We start from the raw sequence: 23,509 nt of genomic DNA, 5'->3' as shown, positions 1-23,509 counted from the left end.
TCGACCATGGGACATACCTCCGACCACCGACCGGTAGCCTGGTTCCGTGACAGGCTCGGACATCCCCTCATCCTTCCGGCTCGCGTACGTCCCCGGCGTGACGCCCACCAAGTGGGTGAGGGTCTGGCGCGAGCGGCTGCCCGACACCCCCCTGGAGCTCGTCCAGGCCACGGCCGCCGATGCCCCCGGACTGCTGGCGGCCGGCGGTGCCGACGCCGGTCTCGTACGGCTGCCGGTCGACCGGGACGTACTGGCCGCGATCCCCCTCTACACCGAGACGACCGTCGTGGTGATCCCCCAGGACCACGTGGCGACCGCCGCCGAAGAGGTGTCGCTCGCCGAGCTGGCCGACGAGATCGTGCTGCACCCGCTGGACGACGTCCTCGACTGGGAGACCCTGCCCGGCCGCCCCGCCATCGAGCGCCCGGCCACCACGGCGGACGCGATCGAACTGGTCGCGGCGGGCGTGGGCGTCCTCCTCGTCCCGCAGTCCCTGGCCCGGCTGCACCACCGCAAGGACCTCACCTACCGCCCGGTCCCGGAGACCCCCGAGTCACGGGTCGCCCTGTCTTGGCCCCAGGCGGAGGAAGCCCCCGACCTGGTGGAGGAGTTCATCGGGATCGTCCGGGGCCGCACCGTCAACAGCACCCGGGGACGCGCGGCCACCCCGCAGCGACCCACGGCCAAGGAGAAGGCCAAGGGCAAGCGGGCCGGTACGGGCGGCGGGCAGGGCGGTGCCCGGCACAAGCCCGCGGCGGGCAGGAAGCCCTCGCCGGGCCCGGGCGGCAGGGCCGGCGGCCAGAGCGGCAAGCGCGGAAAGCCGCGCGGCCGGTAGCGGGCACCGAGCCCGCCGGGACCGGCACGCGCGCCCGATCCCGGGACCGGCACGCCCCGTATCCCGGAAACCGCCCCCCGTAACCGCTCCGGAACGCCACCCCGCGCCGGTTCTCTCGTTGATGAGGCAACCGCCGTATGCAGGGGAGCGCCCGCCGATGCCGAACATCCGCAGAACCCAGCACCTTGGTCTCATCGGGATGCTGCTCATCGTCGTGGCCTTCACCGGACTCCAGCTGACGGCGGTCACCGGCCGGGCCTCGCCCGATACGAAGAACTACCTCTCCTACGCCCTGAGCCTCAGCGGGGAGAGCCGCGAGGAGGCGGGCCGGAGGGCCATCGCGTACTCCTGCGACAGCGGGCAGCACGCCACCCTGAACACCATCCCGTGGACCAGCAGGAAGTCCGCGGGGGAGTCAAAGGAGCAGTGCGTGCGCCGGCTGAACGACTCGGTCGCGTACTGGTCCCGCCACGGCAACACCTCAGGGATGACCGCGCCGTTCGCCAACCAGCGGTTCATGGCCATCTTCGAGGCCAGGCCCGGCTATCCGCTGTTCCTGGTCCCTTTCATCGCCGTCTCCGGCACCACCTGGGGCCTCTGGCTGGCGGGGCTCGTCGTCGCGCTCGCGGGAAGCGTCTGCGTTCTGCTCACCCTCCGCGCGGCGGGCGCTTCCCGGCGCGCCGGTCTGGCCGGTCAGACCCTGTACCTCGCCCTGCCCACCGGCACCGTCGCCATGAACCCCCTGAGCGACGGCCTCTCCCTGGCGCTGGGCACGGCGGTCGTCCTCGGCTCTGTCCTGCTGCTGCGGGACCGGCCCCGCACCGGTGCGGGGCTCGTCGCGGGCGGCCTCGCCCTGATGTTCCTCGTCCGCTACTCGCAGGCACTGCTGCTGGCGGCCGCTCTCGCGGGAGTCCTCCTCCTCCGGTCCGGGTGGCTCCGCCTGAAGCGGCGGCAGTTCACGCCCGTACTCCGGACGGCCGGACTCTGCGCCGGCCTGACGGTCTGCATCTACGCCGGGGCGCATCTGCTGTCCTGGCCCATGGGCCAGGACAGCGCCCAGGACCTGCTGACCCACCACTACCAGCGCCCCGATCTGCCCAACCCCTGGCCGGAGTTCTTCGCGCAGGAGGGGGTCTTCTGGTCGGCGTGGCTGCGGCGCCAGGCCGACCACCCCGTCCTCCCCGTCCTGCTCGCGCTCTCGGCCTGGGCGATGCTGAGGCGGCGCTCCGCGGTGGTGCCCATCGCCCTGGCGGCAGGTGCGGCGGGCCTGCTCAACCAGGCGGGCCACCCGAACCTCGCCCAGTTGTACGGCTACCGCCTCATCGTGTTCGTCTGGCTGCTGCCCGCCCTGGTGATCCCGCTGCTGCTGGACCGGCCGGTCCGGGGCGCCTCACCCGTCCCCGCGCAGCCGGAGAAGGTAGGCGGCGGTCAGCGCGACGGCCGGGTCGGCGTCGCCCAGCAGCTCCACGAGGGCGCGTGAGGCCGTAGGGCCCGGGATGCCGGCCAGCGCCTGGGTCAGCCGCCCGCGCGCGGGCGGCCCGGTGGTCTCGTCGCCGAGGCGGCCGACGAGGAGGGACGCGATCCGGTCCGCCGCCGCTTCGTCGCCGGACAGGGCGCTCAGGACGTCGGCCGCGTCGGTGTCGTTCGTTCCCGCCACGATCATGTCGACGAGCACCGGGATCGTGGCGGCCTCACCCTGGGCCCCGAGCGCCAGGGCGGCCCGGCCCCGGACCACGGCGTCGGGGCTCGCGAGGGCGTCCCGGAGCAGCGTGGTGGCCTCGCGGCCGGGCATCTCGGCGAGGGACCGGACGGCACGTTCCCGTACCGCCGCCACCGGGGAGCCGAGCCCCTCCGCGAGCAGCGGGGCACCGCCGCCGCCCGACCGGGACAGGGCCCATCGCAGGGCCCCGGCGACGTACGGGTCGCCCTCGCCGAGCGCCGCCTGGGCCAGCGCCTCCACCGGAACCTCGTCGACCGAGGCGAGGGCGGCGCGCTGGCGGGTGCCGGCACTCGTGGACCCGAGGGCCCGCAGGAGCGCCAGGACCTGGAGGACGTCCTCCCAGGCGGCCGGGTCCGCCGCGCGGACGCGCCGCAGCCGGGTGAGCAACTCGGTCTCGGCGGCGATGCGTTCGCGCGTCCGGAGGATGAGGTCGTCGACGAGCGCCGAGGGTGTGAAGCCGGGATCGTCGAGCGCGCGCCCGATCTCCCGCAGTGACAGCCCCACCGCCCGCAGGCTCTCGATATGGAAGATGCGCCGGACATCCTCCCCGGAATACTCCCGATAGCCGGATCCGGTGCGGCCCGAGGGCCGCACCAGACCGAGCGACTCGTAGTGCCGGAGCATGCGGGCGCTGACCCCGGACCGCCGCGCGACCTCACCGATCAACACGCGCTACGGCCCTTCCCCGTCAAAGTCTCGGGAACCGCCGGAACGATCGGAGCTGCCGGAACCGCCGAAGCTGCCGGAGTCGCCGGAGCCATCGGAGCTGGTGGTGCCTGCCTCAGCCCCCGCCCCGCCCAGGGCCACCACGCGCTTCGCCTCCTCCAGGGCGAACGCGAAGCCGGTGTCCGGATCGTGGCGCAGCCGCTCCGTGGCGAGCGCGTGCGCGCGCACATCCGGGGCGGCGGAACGCTTCGCGGTGTCCAGGGCCGACACCATCGCGCTCCCCAGGCCGACCAGCGCCCGGCTGAGGCTCAGCTGTGTCTCCTGCCCACCGCGCCCGAGCTGCGTCACCAGCACCGCGGCCAACGCGGCCTCCTCCCCTTCCGGTACGAGCACGACGGCCGCCCGCCAGGCAGTCCGGGCGACCTCGTCGTCGCCGTCCGTCAGGAGCGCCCGGGTGATCGCGGGCCACGCCCGCGGGTCCCCGACCTTGGACAGGGTGTGCAGCGCCTGGCTCCGCGCCTGCGGACGCTCCGAGCGGACTTCCCGGAGCAGCGGGGGCAGGGTGTCGGCGACCGGGTGGCGGGTGAGCGCCCACGTCAGCATGTCGCGGACGAGGAACTCCGGCTCGACCGCGCACCGCTCGACCAGCGGGCCGACGAAGCGCGGATCCGGCGTCGAGCCGATCGCCAGAGCGGCGCCCAGCCGCACCGACGAGCGCTCGTCCCGCAGCGCCCGGAGCTCCCGCGTCCCATCCGTACCGTGTCCCGTGACCGTCATCGAGACCACCTCCTCGGCAAGCAGTGAAGAGCTTGTCACCGTGTCAAGGTCAAACCGCGGGAGGCGGGGTGCCGGCTCAGGGGCCGCGCCAGACGTTGGCGAAGGCGGTGTTCTCGATGGTCCGCCGCTGCCGTACGGCTTCCAGCTCCATCACCGCTTCATGGACGGTGGCGACCACGGTGGTCACCGTCTCGTCACCGAGGCGGGGTTCGTCGTCGTCGGACCGCTCGCCGCCGAGGCCCACGGCCGACGCGAGGGAGGCGAGGACGGGATCCCCCTCGTCCCGGCGGGCCACGGCCGCGCGGCGAGCCGGCGTGTCCACCAGCTCCACCTCCTTCGGGCCGAAAGGCAGCAGGCCGCTCCGCTTCCGCGTCAGCTCGCCGTCCTCCTCCAGCGCGTCCTGGTAGGCGGCCGCGAGGTCCCGGCCCCGGCGCCACAGCCAGTCCTCGATCCGCTCGTAGGGCGGCTGCCGGGTGATTCCCGCGGCGGCCGCGGCGAGGAGCCGGTCGTCCGGCACCGACGCCCCGCCCGGTACGACGAGGTCGCCGTCCACGGTGATGGTCCCCGCGTCGAGGAGGTCGAGCAGCTCGGCACCGGCGAGGGCCAGCGACAGATCGCCCTGCCCCACGGGGTGTCGCGGCGCGGGGTCCATTGCGATGATGAACAGGTCTTTCGCCGTGGTCATGAACGGCTCCCCTCAAAGGCATCGTCGATGCGTCGACCAAGGATGGGACCTCACCGCCCGATCCCGCCCGGCGAGGCGACTGCCAGGACCAGTATCGCTCCGCCCGGCGCCCTCCGGGTGAGCCCCGCCCCCGTTCCGACCTCGTCGTCCGCCCGTCGGCTGACTACCCTCACGCAGGGGTGTGGGCCCTGCGGTGGGTTATGGAGCGGGGGCAGCGGGACATGGGCGCGAGGGATCTGGTGGCGGCGGTTCTGCGGGGGGACGCGGAGAGGGTGACCGCACTGCTGGCTGCGGGAGAGGACCCGGACACCCGCACGGACGACGGCCTGCCGGTGCTGTGCCTGGCGGTCGCCGCGTACGACGACGCCGTCGCGGGGGCTCTGGTCGAGGGCGGCGCGGACCCGGACCACGGGCTGCCGGACGGAACGACCCCGCTGGTACGCGCCGTCGACGGGGGTTCTCCCGCGATGGTGACGGCCGTGCTGGGCCGGGAGCCCAGGCTGCGCCTGGCGGAGTCCCGGAGGGCGCAGCTGCTCGCCCTCGCCCGGGACCGGTACGAGCAGGGCGCGGAAGCCGTGCTGCGGACCAGGGCGGGCGGGAGCGGCTCCGTACACGCGTGCCGTGTGAAGGACGACGAGTACGACCACCTCACGCAGCTGACGCTCGGCGACGTCACCATCCGCGCCGGACACGGGGCGATTCTGACGGACCTGGAGTGGGCGTTCCGCGTCCTGACGCCCGTGGACGAGCTGGTGACCAGGGCCGTGGCGCCGCGCGACCGGGAGCATGTCGACCGCTCGTCCGCCCGGTGGATACTCAGCGGACGCCGCAGCAAGGAGACCTGGTCGGCCGTCACGGCGTACCGCCGCAGCCCGGACCCGGAGCACCGCCACTTCGTCCTCGACGTGCTCGCCTGTCGCCGGTTGACGGAGTCGAGCTGTCGGAACTCCTACGAGAAGGAGACGGCGGATCTCCTCGTGGCCTGGACCGTGGAGGGGGAGGACGATCCGGGTGTCCTCGCGGAGGTGCTCCGGGTCCTGGGCGACGTCGAACACCGGGAGGCGGAGGCAGTGGGGCTGCGGCACGCCGGTCACCCCGACCCGGGCGTCCGCGCCCAGGTCCCCGGCCTCCTCCTCGACCGGGACGACGCGGGCCCCACCCTGGGCGCGGCGGCCCGTGCCATGCTGCTGGAGCTGGCCCGGGACGAGCACGGGACGGTGCGTGCGGCGACCGGCGCGGCCCTGGCGGCGGCTCACGACGGAAGCACGGAATTCACAAACGCCGTCGTCGCGCTGCTGCGGGATCCTGCGGCCGATGTGCGGGCCGTCACCGCGGAGGCCGCGGCCGACGGCAAGGACGGCACAGCGGCGGTCGCCGACGCCCTGACGGCCCTGCTCGACGCGGACGACCTCAAAACCCGCCTCAACGCGGCCTACGGCCTCCTCCGCCGGAACGACCCGCGCACCGGCGAGGCGATCGCCCGCGTGGGAGCGCACCACCGCCACGGCTACGAGCACGACCACCGGCTATCCGCGCTCCGGACCTGGGAGTGGAACAACCGGAACGGCGGCGGGCGCGACGACCGCGCATCCTGAGGAAGCCGCCGGCCACGCCCCGAGAGCTGCTGCGGCGGCCTTCCCAGGACCGGTGCACCGTGCATGAGGATCCGAGCCGCCCCCATCGATGCTTTGCATAAAAGTGCGTGAATGCGTATAGTCATGCCATCGATCAGGAGGGTTACCGATGGTGGTACGAGCAGCAGTGGCAGGGGCGAGCGGATACGCCGGCGGGGAGCTGCTGCGTCTTATGCCGGCGCACCCGGAGGTCGAGATCGGCGCTCTCACCGGGCACTCCAACGCCGGGCAGACGCTCGGTTCGCTCCAGCCGCACCTGCGGCCCCTGGCCGACCGGGTACTGGAGCCCACCACCGCCGAGGTGCTCGCCGGGCACGACGTCGTCTTTCTGGCGCTCCCGCACGGCCAGTCCGCCGCCGTCGCCGAGCAGCTCGGGGACGAGGTCCTCGTCGTCGACATGGGGGCCGACTTCCGGCTGAAGGACGCGGGGGACTGGGAGGCGTTCTACGGGTCCCCGCACGCCGGGACCTGGCCCTACGGGCTGCCCGAGCTGCCGGGCGGGCGGGCCGCGCTCGCCGGGTCGAAGCGGATCGCGGTGCCCGGGTGCTACCCGACCGCCGTGTCCATCGCGCTCTTCCCGGCGTACGAGGCCGGTATCGCCGAGCCGGAGGCCGTCATCGTCGCCGCGTCCGGCACCTCCGGGGCGGGCAAGGCCGCAAAGCCGCATCTGCTCGGCTCCGAGGTCATGGGCAACATGACCCCGTACGGCGTCGGCGGCGGGCACCGCCACACGCCCGAGATGATCCAGAACCTCAGCGCCGCCGCCGGGCAGCCGGTCACCGTCTCCTTCACGCCCACCCTCGCCCCCATGCCCCGCGGCATCCTCGCCACGTGCAGCGCGAAGGCGACGCCCGGAGTGAGCGCCCAGAGCCTGCGCGCGGTGTACGAGAAGGCGTTCGCGGACGAGCCGTTCGTCGATCTCCTGCCCGAGGGGCAGTGGCCCGCCACCGCCGCGGTGTACGGCTCCAACGCCGTACAGGTCCAGGTCGCGCACGACCCGGCCGCCGGACGGATCGTGGCCGTCTGCGCCATCGACAATCTCACCAAGGGCACCGCGGGCGGCGCCCTCCAGAGCATGAACATCGCCCTCGGACTCCCCGAGGACACAGGTCTTTCGACGATCGGAGTGGCACCGTGAGCGTCACGGCAGCACAAGGATTCTCGGCGGCGGGCATCGCCGCGGGAATCAAGGAGAGCGGCAACCCGGACCTGGCCCTCGTGGTCAACAACGGGCCGCGCCGCGCCGCCGCGGGCGTCTTCACCTCCAACCGCGTCAAGGCCGCCCCCGTCCTCTGGACGGAGCAGGTACTCAAGGGCGGCGAGGTCACCGCCGTCGTCCTCAACTCCGGTGGCGCCAACGCCTGTACCGGCCCCAAGGGCTTCCAGGACACCCACGCCACCGCCGAGAAGGTCGCCGAGGTGCTCGAAGGCCACAGCGCCGGCGAGGTCGCCGTCGCCTCCACCGGGCTCATCGGCATCCTGCTCCCCATGGACAAGCTCCTCCCGGGCATCGAGCAGGCCGCCGCCGCCCTCAGCGAGCACGGCGGCGAGAAGGCCGCCATCGCCATCAAGACCACCGACACCGTCCACAAGACGGCCGTCGCGGGCGGCGACGGCTGGACCGTCGGCGGCATGGCCAAGGGCGCGGGCATGCTCGCCCCGGGCCTCGCCACCATGCTCGTCGTCCTCACCACCGACGCGGATGTGGAAGCCCCCGCACTGGACGCGGCACTCCGCGACGCCACCCGCACCACCTTCGACCGGGTCGACTCCGACGGCTGCATGTCCACCAACGACACCGTGCTGCTCCTCGCCTCCGGCGCCAGCGGCATCGCCCCGGAGCAGGCCGAGTTCGCCGAGGCCGTACGGGCCGTCTGCGAGGACCTCGCCCGGCAGCTCATCGGCGACGCCGAGGGCGCGTCCAAGGACATCCGGATCGAGGTGATCAACGCGGCCACCGAGGACGACGCCGTCGAGGTCGGCCGGTCCATCGCCCGTAACAACCTCCTCAAGTGCGCCATCCACGGCGAGGACCCCAACTGGGGCCGTGTCCTCTCCGCGATCGGCACCACGAAGGCGGCTTTCGAGCCGGACCAGCTCAACGTCGCCATCAACGACGTCTGGGTCTGCAAGAACGGCCAGGTGGGTGAGGACCGCGATCTCGTCGACATGCGCTACCGGGAGGTCAGGATCACCGCCGACCTCGCCGCCGGATCCGAGTCCGCCGTCATCTGGGCCAACGACCTCACCGCGGACTACGTCCACGAGAACAGCGCGTACAGCTCATGAGCGCCGCGCGGAAGCACACCGCACTCCCGAAGGCGCAGACCCTCATCGAGGCGCTGCCCTGGCTGACCCGGCACAACGGCAAGACCGTCGTCATCAAGTTCGGCGGCAACGCCATGATCGACGAGGAGCTGAAGGGCGCCTTCGCCCAGGACGTCGTCTTCCTGCGGCACGCCGGCCTCAAGCCCGTCGTGGTGCACGGCGGCGGCCCCCAGATCAGCGCCCAGCTCGACAAGCAGGGCCTGGTCAGCGAGTTCAAGGCCGGGTTGCGCGTCACCACCCCCGAGGCGATGGACGTCGTACGGATGGTGCTCGCCGGACAGGTCCAGCGCGAACTGGTCGGCCTCCTCAACCAGCACGGCCCGCTCGCCGTCGGCATGACCGGCGAGGACGCCCACACCATCACCGCCACCCAGCACCGGCCCACCATCGACGGCGAGTCCGTCGACATCGGCCGGGTCGGCGAGATCACCGCCATCGACACCGGGGCCATCCAGGCGCTCCTGGACGACGGCCGTATCCCGGTCGTCTCCTCCATCGCCCGGTCCGCCGACGACCACCACGTCTACAACGTCAACGCCGACACCGCGGCCGCCGCGCTCGCCGCCGCGCTGAACGCCGAGACGCTGATGGTCCTCACCGACGTCGAAGGGCTGTACGAGGACTGGCCCAACAGCGACGACGTGATCAGCCGGCTCACCGCGAGCGAGCTGGAGAAGCTGCTGCCCGAGCTGTCCAGCGGCATGGTCCCCAAGATGCAGGGCTGTCTCCACGCCGTACGCAACGGCGTCGAGACCGCCCGCGTCATCGACGGGCGGGTCCAGCACTCGATCCTGCTGGAGATCTTCACCGACGAGGGCATCGGCACGATGGTCGTGCCGGACGCCCCCATCGACGTACACACAGGTCCTGAACAGGGGGAATCATGACGACGGGCACCGGCACCGGTACCGGGACCGCGGGACTCACCGCGCGGTGGCAGGGCGCGCTGATGGACAACTACGGCACCCCCCGCCTGCCCCTCGTCCGGGGCGAGGGCGCCCACGTCTGGGACGAGAACGGCACCCGCTACCTCGACTTCGTCGGCGGGATCGCGGTCAACGCCCTCGGCCACGGCCACCCCGCCGTCGTCGAGGCCGTCTCCACCCAGATCGCCTCCCTCGGGCATGTGTCGAACCTGTTCATCGCCGAGCCGCCGGTCGCGCTCGCCGAACGGCTGCTGCAGCTCTTCGGCCGCCGGGGCCGGGTCTTCTTCGCCAACTCCGGCGCGGAGGCCAACGAGGCCGCGTTCAAGATCGGCCGGCTCACCGGACGCGGCCACATGGTCGCCACCGACGGCGGCTTCCACGGCCGGACGATGGGTGCGCTCGCGCTGACCGGCCAGCCCCGCAAGCAGGAGCCGTTCGTCCCGCTGCCCGGTGACGTCACGCATGTGCCGTACGGGGACGTGGACGCCCTGCGCGCAGCCGTCACCACCGACACCGCACTGGTCATCATCGAGCCGATCCAGGGCGAGAACGGCGTCGTCGTCCCGCCCAAGGGGTACCTGGAGGCCGCCCGGGAGATCACCCGGGCGACCGGGACGCTGCTCGTCCTCGACGAGGTGCAGACCGGGATCGGGCGCTGCGGCCAGTGGTTCGAGCACCAGGCGCACCAAGGCGTCGAGCCGGACATCGTCACGCTCGCCAAGGGCCTCGGCGGCGGTCTGCCGATCGGCGCGACGGTCGCCTTCGGCCCGGCGGCCGACCTGCTGAAGCCGGGCCATCACGGCACCACGTTCGGCGGCAACCCGGTCGCCTGCGCCGCCGGGCTCGCCGTCCTGGACACCCTCGCGGCCGACGGCGCGCTCGACGAGGTCAAGCGGCTCGGCGAGAAGATCCGGGACGGGGTGGAGGCGCTGGGACACCCATTGGTATCCCATGTCCGCGGCAGTGGCCTGCTGCTGGGTATCGTGCTCACCGGACCCCTCGCACCGCAGGTGCAGCAGGCGGCCCAGGGAGCCGGCCTCCTGGTGAACGCGCCCGCCCCCGATGTCGTACGGCTCATGCCGCCGCTGATCATCGGTGACGCGGAGGTGGACGCGTTGCTGGAGATCCTGCCGGGCGCTCTCGACGCGGCACACGGGGACGGACGATCCGGAGCATGACCCTCCGGAGAATGAGGCGACGACGATGACCGAGGCGCAGGAATCCGAGCACGGCGGGCCGTCCGTGCCGCAGACCCGCACCGCCCGCCACCGCCGGATCGTGGACATCCTGAACCGGCAGCCGGTCCGCTCGCAGAGCCAGTTGGCCAAGCTCCTCGCCGACGACGGGCTGAGCGTCACCCAGGCGACGCTCTCCCGTGACCTCGACGAGCTGGGCGCGGTGAAGATCCGCAACACCGGCGGCGAGCTGATCTACGCGGTGCCCAGCGAGGGGGGATTCCGCACCCCGCAGGCCCCGCTGGGCGGCTCGGCCAAGGAGGAGCGGATGCGCAGGCTCTCGGCCGAACTGCTCATCTCGGCCGAGGCATCGGCCAACCTGGTGGTGCTCCGTACGCCGCCGGGGGCGGCCCAGTTCCTCGCCTCGGCCATCGACCAGGCCGAACTGCACGACATCCTCGGCACCATCGCGGGCGACGACACGCTGATGCTCATCAGCCGCGACGCGAACGGCGGTCAGGCGCTCGCCGACCATCTGCTGAGGCTCGCTCAGAACGACCGCTGAACCTCTCTAGTAGCGCGTGATCGCGGTCGGGCCCGACGAGGTCCCGACCGCGATGTGCGGCCGCCGCTCCGGCTTCGCCCAGGCCAGGATCTCCGCCATGGCGTCGGCGGGTACGGACACACAACCCGCCGTCGCCCCGCGCCCGTTCACATGCAGGAAGATCCCCGCGCCCCGGCCCCGTACCGGCCGCTCGTAGTTGAACCCGATCACCAGCGCCCGCGCGTACTGCGTCCCGTAGGAGACGAGGTGCTCCGCCTCCGCCGCCCGGCAGTGGGAGGGCCGCGGTTCCACCCAGCGGTTGTACGCGACCGAGTCGTTGTCCTGGCACCACCAGGAGTCGTCGTTCACCTTCCGGTACGGATACGTCGTCCCCGCCGGGGCGTCCTCGATGCCGAAGGCGTACGGCAGGTCGTACAGCCCCGTCGGCGTGGTTCCGGTGCCCTGCTCCCGGGTCGCCCCCTCGGCCAGCCCGTTCGCCCCGAACCGCGCGGGCGCGGACCCCGCCTCCGCCCACCGCCCCCCGCGCCGCTCCCACCAGGTCACCGTGCCGGTGGTGGAGCCGGTGCCGGGGGCCTCGGCGGTGATCAGCTGCGACCCGCCGCCGGTGTCCGCCAGCCGGTCCGGCAGGGGCGGTGCGTCGGAGGCCGGGGCGGCCGCGAGGGAGCCGGCCAGGGCGAGGAGTACGGCGGCGGTCACGAGTGGTCTGCGCATGCTCCGGACCGTACGGCGACCGGGGACGCCGCCCCACCGGACCTGCTCCGTACGGCTCAGCGCCCCCACCCTCGCAGCGACGGCCGGGAGTTCACGGCAACCCGGGGCCTGCGGCCTCCGGCAACAGGGCCCGAATCGCCGCCGTATGGCCAATGGCACCCCTCTGACCTGCCGCTTTGACAAACAATACAGAGGAACGCATAGTTATACCCATCAGTGATTGCACCGTAAGGAGAAACCCGTGACCGAGCGCGTCGTACTCGCCTACTCGGGCGGCCTGGACACCTCCGTCGCCATCGGCTGGATCGCCGAGGAGACGGGCGCCGAGGTCATCGCCGTTGCCGTGGACGTCGGCCAGGGCGGCGAGGACCTGGACGTCATCCGCAAGCGCGCGCTCGCCTGCGGTGCCGTCGAAGCCGAGGTCGCGGACGCCAAGGACGAGTTCGCCGAGGAGTACTGCCTCCCGGCGATCAAGGCCAACGCCCTCTACATGGATCGCTACCCGCTGGTCTCGGCCCTCTCCCGGCCGACCATCGTCAAGCACCTCGTCGCCGCCGCCCACAAGCACAACGCCGGGATCGTCGCCCACGGCTGCACCGGCAAGGGCAACGACCAGGTCCGGTTCGAGGCCGGTATCTCCGCGCTCGGCCCCGACCTGAAGTGCATCGCCCCGGTCCGGGACTACGCGATGACCCGGGACAAGGCGATCGCCTTCTGCGAGGAGAAGAACCTCCCGATCGCGACCACCAAGAAGTCCCCGTACTCCATCGACCAGAACGTCTTCGGACGGGCCGTCGAGACGGGCTTCCTGGAGGACATCTGGAACGCGCCGATCGAGGACATCTACGAGTACACCTCCGACCCCGCCGCCGCGCGCGAGGCCGACGAGGTCGTCATCTCCTTCAAGGAGGGCGTGCCCGTCGCCATCGACGGCCGGCCCGTCACCGTCCTCCAGGCGATCCAGCAGCTCAACGAGCGGGCCGGCGCCCAGGGCATCGGCCGGATCGACATGGTCGAGGACCGGCTCGTGGGCATCAAGTCCCGTGAGGTGTACGAGGCGCCCGGCGCGATCGCGCTGATCACCGCCCACCAGGAGCTGGAGAACGTCACCGTCGAGCGCGAACTGGCCCGCTACAAGCGGCAGGTCGAGCAGCGGTGGGGCGAGATGGTCTACGACGGCCTGTGGTTCTCCCCGCTGAAGCGGGCCCTGGACGGCTTCATCAACGAGGCCAACCAGCACGTCACCGGCGACATCCGGATGACCCTGCACGGCGGCCGCGCCGTCGTCACCGGCCGGAAGTCCGAGGAGTCGCTGTACGACTTCAACCTGGCCACCTACGACTCGGGCGACACCTTCGACCAGTCCAAGGCACAGGGGTTCATCGAGATCTTCGGCCTCTCCTCGAAGATCGCCGCCAAGCGCGACCTCGCCTGACCCCTTCTCGTTGTACAGCCGCCTCCCCGTCCGTACGCGGCAGGGAGGCGGCCGCATATCCGCACCCCGGCCTACGCCCGGGCCCTTGCCTTTGCTTTTTTGAGGAGCACGCAGTGAGCAGCAACAACGGTGACGTCCGGCTCTGGGGCGCGCGGTTCGCCGACGGGCCGGCCGAGGCGCTGGCCAAGCTGTCCGCCTCCGTCCACTTCGACTGGCGGCTCGCCCCGTACGACATCGCCGGCTCCCGTGCCCACGCCCGAGTGCTCCACACGGCGGGCCTGCTCACCGAGGACGAGCTGACCCGGATGCTCGCCGGGCTCGACCAGCTCGAAGCCGACGTCGCGGACGGCTCCTTCACCGGGACCATCGCGGACGAGGACGTCCACACCGCCCTGGAGCGCGGCCTGCTGGAGCGCCTCGGCCCCGACCTCGGCGGCAAGCTGCGGGCCGGCCGGTCCCGGAACGACCAGATCGCCACGCTCTTCCGGATGTACCTGCGCGACCACGCCCGGACCATCGGCGGCCTGATCGCCGACCTCCAGAGCGCACTGGTCGGCCTCGCCGAGGCCAACGCGGACGTCGCGATGCCGGGCCGGACCCACCTCCAGCACGCCCAGCCCGTCCTCTTCGCCCACCACGTGCTCGCCCATGTGCAGTCCCTCTCCCGGGACGCCGAGCGGCTGCGCCAGTGGGACGAGCGCACCGCCGTCTCCCCGTACGGCTCCGGGGCGCTCGCCGGATCCTCGCTCGGGCTCGACCCGCAGGCGGTCGCCGCCGACCTCGGCTTCGAGCACGGTTCGGTCGCCAACTCCATCGACGGCACCGCCTCGCGGGACTTCGTCGCGGAGTTCGCCTTCATCACCGCGATGATCGGCGTCAACCTCTCCCGGATCGCGGAGGAGGTCATCATCTGGAACACGAAGGAGTTCTCCTTCGTCACCCTCCACGACGCCTTCTCCACCGGCTCCTCGATCATGCCGCAGAAGAAGAACCCGGACATCGCGGAGCTGGCCCGGGGCAAGTCCGGCCGCCTCATCGGCAATCTGACCGGCCTCCTCGCCACGCTCAAGGCGCTCCCGCTCGCGTACAACCGGGACCTCCAGGAGGACAAGGAGCCCGTCTTCGACTCCTGCGACCAACTGGAAGTCCTGCTGCCCGCCTTCACCGGCATGATGGCCACCCTCACCGTCAACCGCGAGCGCATGGAGGAGCTGGCCCCGGCGGGCTTCTCGCTCGCGACCGACATCGCGGAGTGGCTGGTCAAGCAGGGCGTCCCGTTCCGGGTGGCCCACGAGGTGGCCGGCGCCTGCGTCAAGGAGTGCGAGCAGCACGGCATCGAGCTGGACCAGCTCACCGACGAGCAGTTCGCCAGGATCTCCGAGCACCTCACCCCCGAGGTCCGCACGGTCCTCAACGTGCGGGGCGCCCTCGCCTCCCGCGACGGCCGGGGCGGGACGGCCCCCGCCGCCGTCGCCGTACAGCTCGCCGAGGTGAAGGAAGACCTGGCGGCCCAGCACGCCTGGGCGACCGCCCGCCAGTAGGGCGGTGCCGGTCGGAGCTGGTGGTGGCGGTGTCGTAAGAGGTCCACGAAGGGTGTCGCGAGCTACGTTCACCGGGGTAGGAGTAACCGAACCCGACCCCGAGGAGCCCGCGATGCCCTTCGCCGCCCTGGCCGCCGCGACGACCCCGACCGCCCACATCGGACTCGGCCTGGCCGCCGTGGGGAGGCCCGGCTACATCAACCTCCACCGGGACCGCGACCTGCCCGCCGACCGCGACCCCGACGCCCTGCGCGCCCGCACCCACGAACTCCTGGACGCCGCCTACGCGCAGGGCGTCCGGTACGTCGACACCGCCCGCTCCTACGGCCGCGCCGAGGAGTTCCTCGCCGAGTGGCTGGACGCCCGGCCCTCCTTCACCGACCTCGTCGTCGGCAGCAAATGGGGCTACACCTACACCGCCGACTGGAGCGTCGAGGCCGAGAACCACGAGGTCAAGGACCACAGCCTCGCCACCTTCGAACGCCAGTACGCCGAGACCCGCGACCTCCTCGGCGACCGGCTCAGCCTCTACCAGGTCCACTCGGTCACCCCGGACAGCCCGGCGCTCACCGACAAGGAACTGCTCGACCGCCTCGCCGCCCTGGCCGCCGACGGCGTCACCGTCGGCCTCTCCACCAGCGGGCCCGCCCAGGCCGACGCGATCCGGGCCGCCCTCGCCGTCACGGTCGACGGCGAACCCCTCTTCCGTACGGTCCAGGCCACCTACAACGCCCTGGAGACCTCGGCCGCGCCCGCGCTCGCCGAGGCCCATGACGCCGGGCTCACCGTGATCGTCAAGGAGGGCATGGCCAACGGGCGGCTCGCGGGGGACGAGGCCCCCGCCGTGTTCCAGGAGATCGCCGCCGACGCGGGGGTGGGCGGCGACGCGGTGGCTCTGGCGCTCGTCCTGCACCAGCCCTGGGCGGGCGTCGTGCTCTCCGGCGCCGCCACGGTGGGCCAGCTCTCCGGCAATCTGCACGCCGCCGTCGTCGATTTGGACGACGAGCAGCGGGCGGGCCTCGACGCCCTGGTCGAGGAGCCGGAGGCGTACTGGCGGCACCGCGCCGGGCTTCCCTGGCACTGACGCCGAACCGGCCGGGCGGCCTCAGGAACCGGTGAGGACCACGAGCTCCCGGGTCGCCCGGGTCATCGCGACATACCGGTCCACCGCCCCCCGGACGCCTTCACCGAACTTCTCCGGGGCGACGAGCACGACCAGGTCGAACTCCAACCCCTTCGACAGCTCCGGCGTCAGCGACCGCACCCGGGCCGTCGCCCGGAAGTCCGGGGCGCCGATGACACAGGCGGTCCCGTCCTCGTGCGCGGCGAGCCAGTCGGCGACGACGGTGTCCAGGTCGTCGACGGAGCCGTGGGCGACCGGGATGCCGCTGCTGCGGACGGAGACCGGCACATTGGCGTCCGGGAGGGCGGCCCGGACGACCGGCGCAGCCTCCGCCATGATCTCCTCCGGCGTGCGGTAGTTGACGGTCAGCGAGGCCAGGGCGATCCGGTCGAGGCCGACCCGCTCAAGACGCTCCTGCCAGCTCTCGGGGAACCCGTGCCGGGCCTGTGCCCGGTCCCCGACGACGGTGAAGCTCCGGGACGGGCAGCGCTGGATCAGCATCTGCCACTGGGCGTCGGTCAGTTCCTGGGCCTCGTCCACGACGATGTGCGCGAACGGCCCGGCCAGCAGGTCCGGTTCCACGCCGCTCGGCCGGTCGGCCGTGGCCAGCGACTCCCGCAGATCTGCCCCGCGCAGCATCACCAGCGCCCCCTCGCCGTCCGCGTCCGCGTCGACCAGCGTCTCGTCGGCGAGCAGGCTCTCCACGACCCGGTCCATCTGCTCCCGCTCGGCGGCGGCCGCCGCCTCGTGGCGGCGCCGGCGCCGGGACGCCTCCGGATCGCCGAGCCGCAGCCGTGCCGCGTCCAGGATCGGCAGGTCGGACTCCGTCCAGGCCTGCGCGTCCGCCCGTCGCAGCCGCCGCGCCTCCTCCGCGGTCAGCCAGGGGGCGCACTTGCGCAGATAGGCGGGTACGGCCCAGAGGTCGCCGACCAGGTCGGCCGCCTCGATCAGCGGCCAGGCGCGGTCGAAGAGGGCGAACAGCTCCCGGTTCTGCCGCAGGGAGGCGCGCAGGTGCTCCTCCGGCGCGTCGCCGTCGTGCTTGTCCACCAGGATCGTGAGCAGTTCCTCCCAGACCTGGTCGCGCGCCTCGTTGTGCGGAGTGCCCGGATCCGGCGCCCCGAACGCCGAGGCCCAGTCGGCGGCGCTCAGCCAGATGTCCGACCAGTGCGTCTCCACCCGTACGCCCTCGGAGGGCGGCTCCTCGTAGAACCGGACGGCCGGCTCGACCGCCTTCACCAGCTCCGCCGAGGCCTTCAGCCGCGCCACCTCCGGATCGGTCTCGGGCCCCGCCGCCGCGCCCTCGGCGACCAGGTCCCGCAGGGTGCACGTCTGCACCCCCTCCTCCCCGAGGCTCGGCAGGACATCGGCGACGTACCCGAGATAGGGCTCGTTGGGACCGACGAACAGCACGCCGCCGCGACGGTGGCCCAGGCGCGGATCGGAGTACAGCAGATACGCGGAGCGGTGCAGCGCGACGACGGTCTTTCCCGTGCCGGGCCCGCCGTCGACGACGAGCGCGCCCCGGGAACCCGCCCGGATGACGGCGTCCTGGTCGGCCTGGATGGTGCCCAGCACATCGCGCATCCGGGCCGACCGGGTGGAGCCCAGGCTGGCGATGAACGCGGACTGGTCGTCCAGCGCGGCATGCCCGGCGAACCCCTCCGGTGCGAACACCTCGTCCCAGTAGTCGCCGACCCTGCCGCCGGTCCACCGGTAGCGGCGGCGGCTCACCAGGCCCATTGGATCGCCGTGGGTGGCCCCGAAGAACGGCTCGGCGGCGGGGGAGCGCCAGTCGACCAGCAGCCGGCGGCCCGTGCTGTCGGTCAGGCCCAGCCGCCCCACGTACAGCGGCCCGGAGCCGTCCGCGGCGACCATGCGCCCGAGGCACAGGTCGAGACCGAACCGGCGCAGGGTGCGCAGCCGGGCGGTCAGCCGGTGGATCTCCACGTCCCGGTCCATCGCCTGCCGGCTCGCCCCGCCGGGCGCCCGGCGCTCGGCCGCGAGCCGGTCGGTCAGCTCGGCGATCGACTGTTCCAGGCAGTGGGCGATGGCGGCGAAGTGCTGCTCGTCCTCGGCGATCAGCGCCGGGTCGGCCTTGGCGGAGAGCCGGTCGGGGAGGTCGAACACGCTGGTGGTCAGAGGTGTCACGTCGTCAGTTCCGATCTGCGGTGCTTACGGGGGCGGCGCCCCCGTCCCGGCTACGGCGGACGATTCTGCGGCATATGGGGGGTCTTGCGGCAAGGCCCCCCATGCGCTATAAGTTGAGAGTGGCCAGGAGAGGTTCTTCCTGCGGCCACTTTTTTTGTTTCCCGCCCCACCTCGCGCCCCCCGTCCTTCCGTGCGGCTCCCCGCTGTGCGGCCGCACACTCTTCGATGAGACGAAGATGTCTCACATGGGTTATGGTTGTCTCATGACACTCGATCGTGAGCAGGTGCTGCGCAGCGCCGCCGCCCTGCTGACCCGTAAATCAACGGCCACCATGGACGAGGTCGCCAAGGCGGCGGGTATCGGCCGGGCTACCCTCCACCGCCACTTCGCGGGGCGCGACGCCCTGGTGAAGGCGCTGGAGAACCTCGGCCTCCAGGAGTTCGAGGCGGCCCTGGACGCCGCCCGGCTCGACGAGGGCACCTCCGAGGAGGGGCTGCGGCGCCTCATCGCGGCCGTCGAGCCCAGCGCCGGGCTGATGTCCTTCCTCGTCAACGAGAACCAGCTCTTCGAGGGCGACGAGGTCAACGAGGGCTGGAACCGGGCCGACGCCCGCGTCTCCGCCTTCTTCCGCCGCGGCCAGGAGCGCGGCGAGTTCCGTATCGATCTCACCCCCGCCTGGCTGACCGAGGCCCTCTACGGCCTCGTCGGCACCGGAGCCTGGTCCATCCAGGCGGGCCGGGTCGCCGCACAGGATTTCCAGTACATGATCGTCGAGCTGCTGCTCGGCGGAGCGCGCCGGAGTGTGGAGCAATGATCAGCACCGAGAAGACCCCGGACACCACGGACGCGGTACGCCGTCCTGGGCGGTGGATCGCGCTCGCCGTCCTCGTCCTCGCCGTGCTGCTGGTGGCCGTGGACGCCACCGTCCTCGGTCTCGCCACCCCGTTCCTCAGCGAGGACCTGGAGCCCACCGGGACCCAGCTGCTCTGGATCGGCGACGTCTACTCCTTCGTCATCGCCGGCCTGCTCGTCTCGATGGGCAGTCTCGGCGACCGCATCGGCCGCAAGAAGCTGCTGCTGGTCGGCGCGGTGGCGTTCGGCGCGGTCTCCGTGCTCAACGCGTACGCGACCACGCCCGAGATGATGATCGTGGCCCGGGCGCTCCTCGGTGTCGCCGGCGCCACCCTGATGCCGTCCACGCTCGCCCTGATCCGCAACCTCTTCCACGACCCGCGCGAGCGCAGCCTCGCCATCGGGATCTGGGGCGCCATGGCCTCGGCGGGCGCTGCCGTCGGCCCGGTCGTCGGCGGATTCCTGCTGGAACACTTCTGGTGGGGCTCGGTCTTCCTGATCAACCTGCCCGTGATGGCCGTCCTCGTGGTCGTCGGCATCAAGCTGATCCCCGAGTCCAAGAACCCGGCCCCCGGCCCGTGGGACATGCTCAGTGTCGGGCTCTCCCTGGTCGGCATGATCGGTGTCGTCTACGCCATCAAGGAGACGGCCTCGCACGGAGTGAGCTGGGACCCGGCCGTGGCCGCGGTCGCCGGCGTCGCCGCGCTGACCTGGTTCGTCCGCAGGCAACTGCGGCTGCCCGCACCCCTGCTGGACATGCGGCTCTTCCACCACCGGGGCTTCTCCGGCGCGGTCCTCGCCGACCTGCTGACCATCCTCGGCCTGTCGGGCCTGGTCTTCTTCCTCTCCCAGTTCCTGCAACTGGTGCAGGGCCGCGGGCCGCTGGAGGCCGGACTCGCCGAACTGCCCGCCGCGATCGGCGCGGTGACCGCCGGTCTGCTGGCCGGATTCGCGGCCCGCCGCTTCTCGGTCCGCTCCGTCGTCTCGGGCGGCCTGGCGGCGGTCGGTCTTGCGCTGGGCAGTGTGACCCTGCTCGACCAGCACACCGACTATCCGCTGCTCGGCGCCATGCTGCTGGTCGTCGGCGTCGGCGCGGGCTTCTCCTTCACCGTCACCGCCGACGTGATCCTCTCCAGCGTCCCGAAGGAGCAGGCGGGCTCCGCGTCCGCCGTCTCCGAGACCGCGTACGAACTGGGCGCGGCCCTCGGCATCGCCCTGCTCGGCTCCATCGTCACCGGTGTCTACCGGGGCTTCCCGACCCCGGGCGGCATCCCCGCCGACGTCGAGGCGGCCGCCCACGAGTCGTTGGGCGGGGCGGTCGAATCGGCCGCGGCGCTGCCCGCCGCCCAGGCGGGGCCGCTGGTCTCGGCGGCCCAGGAGGCGTTCGTCGACGGACTGCGGTCGGCCGCGGGGGTCGGCGCCGCGGTCCTGCTGGCGGCGGCGGCCGCCGCCTGGTTCCTGCTGCGGGGCCAGAAGCTGGAGGACGGCGTCGAGCACCCGTAGGGGTGTCCGGCCGCACGCCGTTCACGGAGAAGGGCCCGCACCCCGGAGTGGGGTGCGGGCCCTTCCCGCGTCTTCACGGCCGACGGGATCAGGCCGCCTTCGCCTTCGTCGCGTACATGTCCACGTACTCCTGGCCGGACAGCCGCATCACCTCGGCCATCACCGAGTCCGTCACCGCCCGCAGCACATAGCGGTCGCGGTCCATGCCCTCGTACCGCGAGAACTCCATCGGCTCACCGAAACGCACCGTGACCTTGCCCGGCCGGGGCAGACCCGCGCCGCCCGGCTGCAGCTTGTCCGTCCCGATCATCGCGAACGGGACCACCGGCGCGCCCGTCATCAGCGTCAGCCGGGCGATGCCCGTACGGCCCCGGTAGAGCCGGCCGTCGGGGGAGCGGGTGCCCTCGGGGTAGATCGCGAAGGCCTGCCCCTCCTCCAGCACCCGGCGGCCCGTCATCAGCGCCGCGACGCCGCCCCGGCCGCCGTCCCGGTCCACCGGGATCATGCCGCAGCCGGTGAAGAACCAGGCCATCAGCCGGCCCTTGAGACCCTTGCCCGTGACGTACTCGTCCTTGCCGATGTAGAACACCGGCCGGTCGACGCAGATCGGCATGACCATCGAGTCGATGAACGTCAGGTGGTTGCCCGCGAGGATCACCGGCCCGGTCCCGGGAATGTTCTCGGCGCCCTCCACCTGGGGGCGGAACATCAGGCGCAGAATCGGTCCGAGCACTGCCTTGATGACCGTGAGACGGGACAACGGTTCCTCCGGTGTCGTGGCCGGGCCGACCGCGAGGGAACGGGTCCCCCGGGCGGTGGCCGGTGCCGACGGATGATGGTCGGTGCAGGTGAGGACGATACTCGCGGGTATGCGCTGATCGCACATCGGGTTCACGGAGCGGATCCGCGGTGTTGACATGTGTTTCCGCCACGTTGGCCGAAGGTCCGTCCTCCCGTACGTCTCCCAGCCTACGATCGGGCCTCGCTCGACCGGTCCCGGACATACCAAACGAGGAGCATTCATGATGGAGCGTGCGCGGAAGACCCCCGGCCGGCGGACCCTTCTGGGCGCCGCGGTCCTCGGCACCGCGGCCCTCGGCCTGCCCGCCGCCGCCCAGGCCGCCGAGCGGGGCCGCGGCCACGGCACAGGCGGTCGGTCGCTGCGCGATCTGCCCGTACCCACGGTGATCGGCCACCGCGGGGCCAGCGGCTACCGCCCCGAGCACACCCTCGGCTCCTACCAGCTGGCCCTCGACATGGGCGCGCACATCGTCGAGCAGGACCTCGTGCCGACCAAGGACGGCCATCTCGTCTGCCGTCACGAGAACGACATCACCGGCACCACCGACGTCGCCGACCACCCCGAGTTCGCCGGCCGCAAGACCACCAAGAGCATCGACGGCGTCTCCTACACCGGCTGGTTCACCGAGGACTTCACCCTCGCCGAGCTCAAGACCCTGCGGGCCACGGAGCGCATCCCGGGCAACCGCCCGGACAGCACCCTCTACAACGGCCGGTGGGCGGTTCCCACCTTCGAGGAGGTCCTGCGCTGGGCCGAGAAGGAGGGCCGCAAGCGCGGTGCGCCCGTCTGGCTGTACGTCGAGACCAAGCACCCCACCTACTTCCGGAAGCTCGGCCTCGGTCTGGAGGAGCCCCTCGCCCGGCTGCTGCGCCGGTACGGCCGGGACCGCAGGAACTCCCCGACCATTCTCCAGTCCTTCGAACCCGGCTCGGTCCAGCGCCTGGCTCGGCTCGTCGACACCCCGCGCATCGTCCTGCTGTCCGGGCCCAGGGAGCGCCCCTGGGACTTCGTCGAGTCGGGCGACCCGCGCACGGTCGCCGACCTGGTGAAGCCCGCCGGTCTGCAGTGGATGGCTTCCTTCGCCCAGGGCATCGGTCCCACCCTCGACCTGATCATCCCCAAGGACGCGTCGGGGCGGCTCACCACCCCGACCACCCTGGTGCGGGACGCGCACGCCAAGGGCCTGCTCCTGCACCCGTACACCCTGCGCAACGAGAACAGCTTCCTGCCCGCCGACTTCCGTCGCGGCACCGACCCCAACGCCTACGGGGACGTGTTCGGCGCCTACGCGGCCTACTTCGCCACCGGCATCGACGGCATCTTCGCCGACCACCCGGACACGGCGCTGCTCGCCGCGGCGGACCGCGCGGGACGCTGACGCGACGGCGCGCCTCCCGTACGCGAGGCGCGCCGTCAGCCGTACGCCCCGCATGCCCCGGTCGGGTGGCGCGGTGCGGCCGGAGCAACCGGCCGCCCCCGCAGGCACGTCCGCCGGGGCATGACGCTTCTCGATCATGACCGCGACCCGGCCGCCTCCACCGCCCTCGTCGTCCGCGCCCTGCAACCCCTGGTGCGCGCGGAGGCGAGGGCCGAGGCCCCGGCCGCCGGAGTCGATCCCGCCGACCTCGAACAGAGCGTCTGGGTGCGGCTGCTGGAGCGCCCGGCCGCCGGACCGCCCGCCGACGCCGCCCGCTGGGTCCGCGACACCGTACGGGCCGAGGCCCGCCGCGGCCGCCGCACGGTCCGGCGCGAACGCCCCTACGCCGGAACGGAACCAGTCGCCGGACCGGCCGACTGCCCGGAACGCGCCGCGCTCGGGGCCGCCGAACGCCGGGCGCTGCGCTCCGCGATGGCCCGGCTGCCCGGACGCTGCCCCCGGCTGCTGGAGGCGTTACTCGACCCCGGCGACCCGACCTACCGGGAAATCGCAGGGGAGTTGGGTATGTCACAGGGGAGTTTGGGTCCGATCCGTTCCCGTTGCCTTGGATGTCTGCGCAGAATGCTGGCTGCGGAGGTTGTCGCCCCATCCGTGCGGGGATAGGGAGCGGTAGGCAACCGGCGGACAGGTGAGCGGGAGGCGTG

Annotated in this window: 21 protein-coding genes; 15 read left to right on the top strand and 6 right to left on the bottom strand. The window is 72.5% G+C overall.

All coding sequences use genetic code 11. The annotated features are described in order from the left end of the window. Positions 1-46 precede the first annotated feature (46 nt). The gene (locus RNL97_RS05325; RefSeq protein WP_243313513.1) at positions 47-835 is read left to right on the top strand and encodes a LysR family substrate-binding domain-containing protein; all 789 of its coding nucleotides are present in this window, start codon (positions 47-49) and stop codon (positions 833-835) included. 157 nt (positions 836-992) lie between these two features. After that, a complete protein-coding gene (locus RNL97_RS05320) occupies positions 993-2,315 on the top strand; it encodes a hypothetical protein (RefSeq protein WP_313750427.1) in 1,323 nt (440 codons plus the stop codon). On the opposite strand, the gene RNL97_RS05315 is transcribed toward RNL97_RS05320, so the two are convergent. From RNL97_RS05315 to RNL97_RS05305, 3 genes are all read right to left on the bottom strand, one after another. Next, complete coding sequence (locus RNL97_RS05315) at positions 2,226-3,224, bottom strand: MerR family transcriptional regulator (protein ID WP_030589793.1); 999 nt, start codon at positions 3,222-3,224, stop codon at positions 2,226-2,228. The two genes, RNL97_RS05320 and RNL97_RS05315, sit on opposite strands and share 90 nt — an antisense overlap. Positions 3,225-3,227: 3 nt before the next feature. Beyond that, positions 3,228-3,998: a HEAT repeat domain-containing protein gene (locus tag RNL97_RS05310; RefSeq protein WP_032766362.1), complete on the bottom strand. Its 771-nt coding sequence runs from the start codon at positions 3,996-3,998 to the stop codon at positions 3,228-3,230. Between the two features lie 76 nt (positions 3,999-4,074). Next, positions 4,075-4,683 carry a GOLPH3/VPS74 family protein gene (locus tag RNL97_RS05305; protein ID WP_030589786.1) on the bottom strand — a complete coding sequence of 203 codons (609 nt, stop codon included), beginning with the start codon at positions 4,681-4,683 and terminating at the stop codon, positions 4,075-4,077. A gap of 221 nt (positions 4,684-4,904) precedes the next feature. Here RNL97_RS05305 and RNL97_RS05300 point away from each other — a divergent pair, with 221 nt between their 5' ends. The 6 genes from RNL97_RS05300 (at position 4,905) to RNL97_RS05275 (ending at position 11,311) form a co-directional block, all read left to right on the top strand. After that, positions 4,905-6,278 (top strand): ankyrin repeat domain-containing protein, encoded by a 1,374-nt coding sequence (locus RNL97_RS05300; RefSeq protein WP_313750426.1) that lies wholly within the window; start codon positions 4,905-4,907, stop codon positions 6,276-6,278. 148 nt (positions 6,279-6,426) lie between these two features. Next, positions 6,427-7,455, top strand: coding sequence for an N-acetyl-gamma-glutamyl-phosphate reductase (gene argC, locus RNL97_RS05295; protein ID WP_030589780.1), 1,029 nt, complete (start codon positions 6,427-6,429; stop codon positions 7,453-7,455). Further along, entirely contained in the window at positions 7,452-8,606 is a 1,155-nt protein-coding gene (gene argJ, locus RNL97_RS05290) for a bifunctional glutamate N-acetyltransferase/amino-acid acetyltransferase ArgJ (protein WP_030589777.1), read from the top strand. The genes argC and argJ overlap by 4 nt, the downstream gene beginning before the upstream one ends. Beyond that, positions 8,603-9,532, top strand: coding sequence for an acetylglutamate kinase (gene argB / locus RNL97_RS05285; protein WP_030589774.1), 930 nt, complete (start codon positions 8,603-8,605; stop codon positions 9,530-9,532). The genes argJ and argB overlap by 4 nt, the downstream gene beginning before the upstream one ends. Continuing rightward, on the top strand, positions 9,529-10,749 hold the full coding sequence (locus RNL97_RS05280) for an acetylornithine transaminase (RefSeq protein ID WP_243313509.1): 1,221 nt from the start codon (positions 9,529-9,531) through the stop codon (positions 10,747-10,749). Before argB ends, RNL97_RS05280 begins: the two co-directional genes overlap by 4 nt. Before the next feature lie 25 nt (positions 10,750-10,774). Continuing rightward, positions 10,775-11,311: an arginine repressor gene (locus tag RNL97_RS05275; protein WP_030589768.1), complete on the top strand. Its 537-nt coding sequence runs from the start codon at positions 10,775-10,777 to the stop codon at positions 11,309-11,311. Positions 11,312-11,317: 6 nt separating this feature from the next. Here RNL97_RS05275 and RNL97_RS05270 read toward each other — a convergent pair whose 3' ends face one another. Beyond that, positions 11,318-12,022, bottom strand: a complete 705-nt coding sequence (locus tag RNL97_RS05270; RefSeq protein ID WP_030589765.1) for a L,D-transpeptidase family protein — start codon at positions 12,020-12,022, stop codon at positions 11,318-11,320. Positions 12,023-12,263: 241 nt separating this feature from the next. On the opposite strand from RNL97_RS05270, the gene RNL97_RS05265 reads away from it, so the two are divergent. The 3 genes from RNL97_RS05265 to RNL97_RS05255 all read left to right on the top strand — a co-directional run bounded on the left by RNL97_RS05265 (position 12,264) and on the right by RNL97_RS05255 (position 16,082). Beyond that, positions 12,264-13,457, top strand: coding sequence for an argininosuccinate synthase (locus RNL97_RS05265; RefSeq protein ID WP_030589762.1), 1,194 nt, complete (start codon positions 12,264-12,266; stop codon positions 13,455-13,457). A 113-nt stretch (positions 13,458-13,570) separates the two neighbouring features. Beyond that, positions 13,571-14,998: an argininosuccinate lyase gene (argH, locus tag RNL97_RS05260; protein WP_243313507.1), complete on the top strand. Its 1,428-nt coding sequence runs from the start codon at positions 13,571-13,573 to the stop codon at positions 14,996-14,998. A gap of 112 nt (positions 14,999-15,110) precedes the next feature. Then, positions 15,111-16,082, top strand: a complete 972-nt coding sequence (locus RNL97_RS05255) for an aldo/keto reductase (protein ID WP_030589756.1) — start codon at positions 15,111-15,113, stop codon at positions 16,080-16,082. Between the two features lie 21 nt (positions 16,083-16,103). On the opposite strand, the gene helR is transcribed toward RNL97_RS05255, so the two are convergent. Continuing rightward, a complete protein-coding gene (helR, locus tag RNL97_RS05250) occupies positions 16,104-18,269 on the bottom strand; it encodes an RNA polymerase recycling motor ATPase HelR (RefSeq protein WP_243313505.1) in 2,166 nt (721 codons plus the stop codon). A gap of 263 nt (positions 18,270-18,532) precedes the next feature. On the opposite strand from helR, the gene RNL97_RS05245 reads away from it, so the two are divergent. Further along, the gene (locus RNL97_RS05245) at positions 18,533-19,084 is read left to right on the top strand and encodes a TetR/AcrR family transcriptional regulator (protein WP_189521248.1); all 552 of its coding nucleotides are present in this window, start codon (positions 18,533-18,535) and stop codon (positions 19,082-19,084) included. After that, positions 19,081-20,625, top strand: coding sequence for an MFS transporter (locus tag RNL97_RS05240; protein ID WP_030589750.1), 1,545 nt, complete (start codon positions 19,081-19,083; stop codon positions 20,623-20,625). The genes RNL97_RS05245 and RNL97_RS05240 overlap by 4 nt, the downstream gene beginning before the upstream one ends. A gap of 88 nt (positions 20,626-20,713) precedes the next feature. Here RNL97_RS05240 and RNL97_RS05235 read toward each other — a convergent pair whose 3' ends face one another. Beyond that, on the bottom strand, positions 20,714-21,385 hold the full coding sequence (locus tag RNL97_RS05235; protein ID WP_030589748.1) for a lysophospholipid acyltransferase family protein: 672 nt from the start codon (positions 21,383-21,385) through the stop codon (positions 20,714-20,716). A gap of 262 nt (positions 21,386-21,647) precedes the next feature. Between RNL97_RS05235 and RNL97_RS05230 the strand changes: the two genes are divergently transcribed. Continuing rightward, positions 21,648-22,805, top strand: coding sequence for a glycerophosphodiester phosphodiesterase (locus RNL97_RS05230; RefSeq protein WP_030589746.1), 1,158 nt, complete (start codon positions 21,648-21,650; stop codon positions 22,803-22,805). Between the two features lie 120 nt (positions 22,806-22,925). Then, positions 22,926-23,468 carry a sigma-70 RNA polymerase sigma factor region 4 domain-containing protein gene (locus RNL97_RS05225; RefSeq protein WP_243313501.1) on the top strand — a complete coding sequence of 181 codons (543 nt, stop codon included), beginning with the start codon at positions 22,926-22,928 and terminating at the stop codon, positions 23,466-23,468. Positions 23,469-23,509: the final 41 nt, after the last annotated feature.

This window comes from Streptomyces parvus (assembly GCF_032121415.1).
Taxonomy (GTDB): Bacteria; Actinomycetota; Actinomycetes; order Streptomycetales; family Streptomycetaceae; genus Streptomyces; species Streptomyces globisporus_A.
This window is presented reverse-complemented; position numbering and strand designations above follow the sequence as displayed.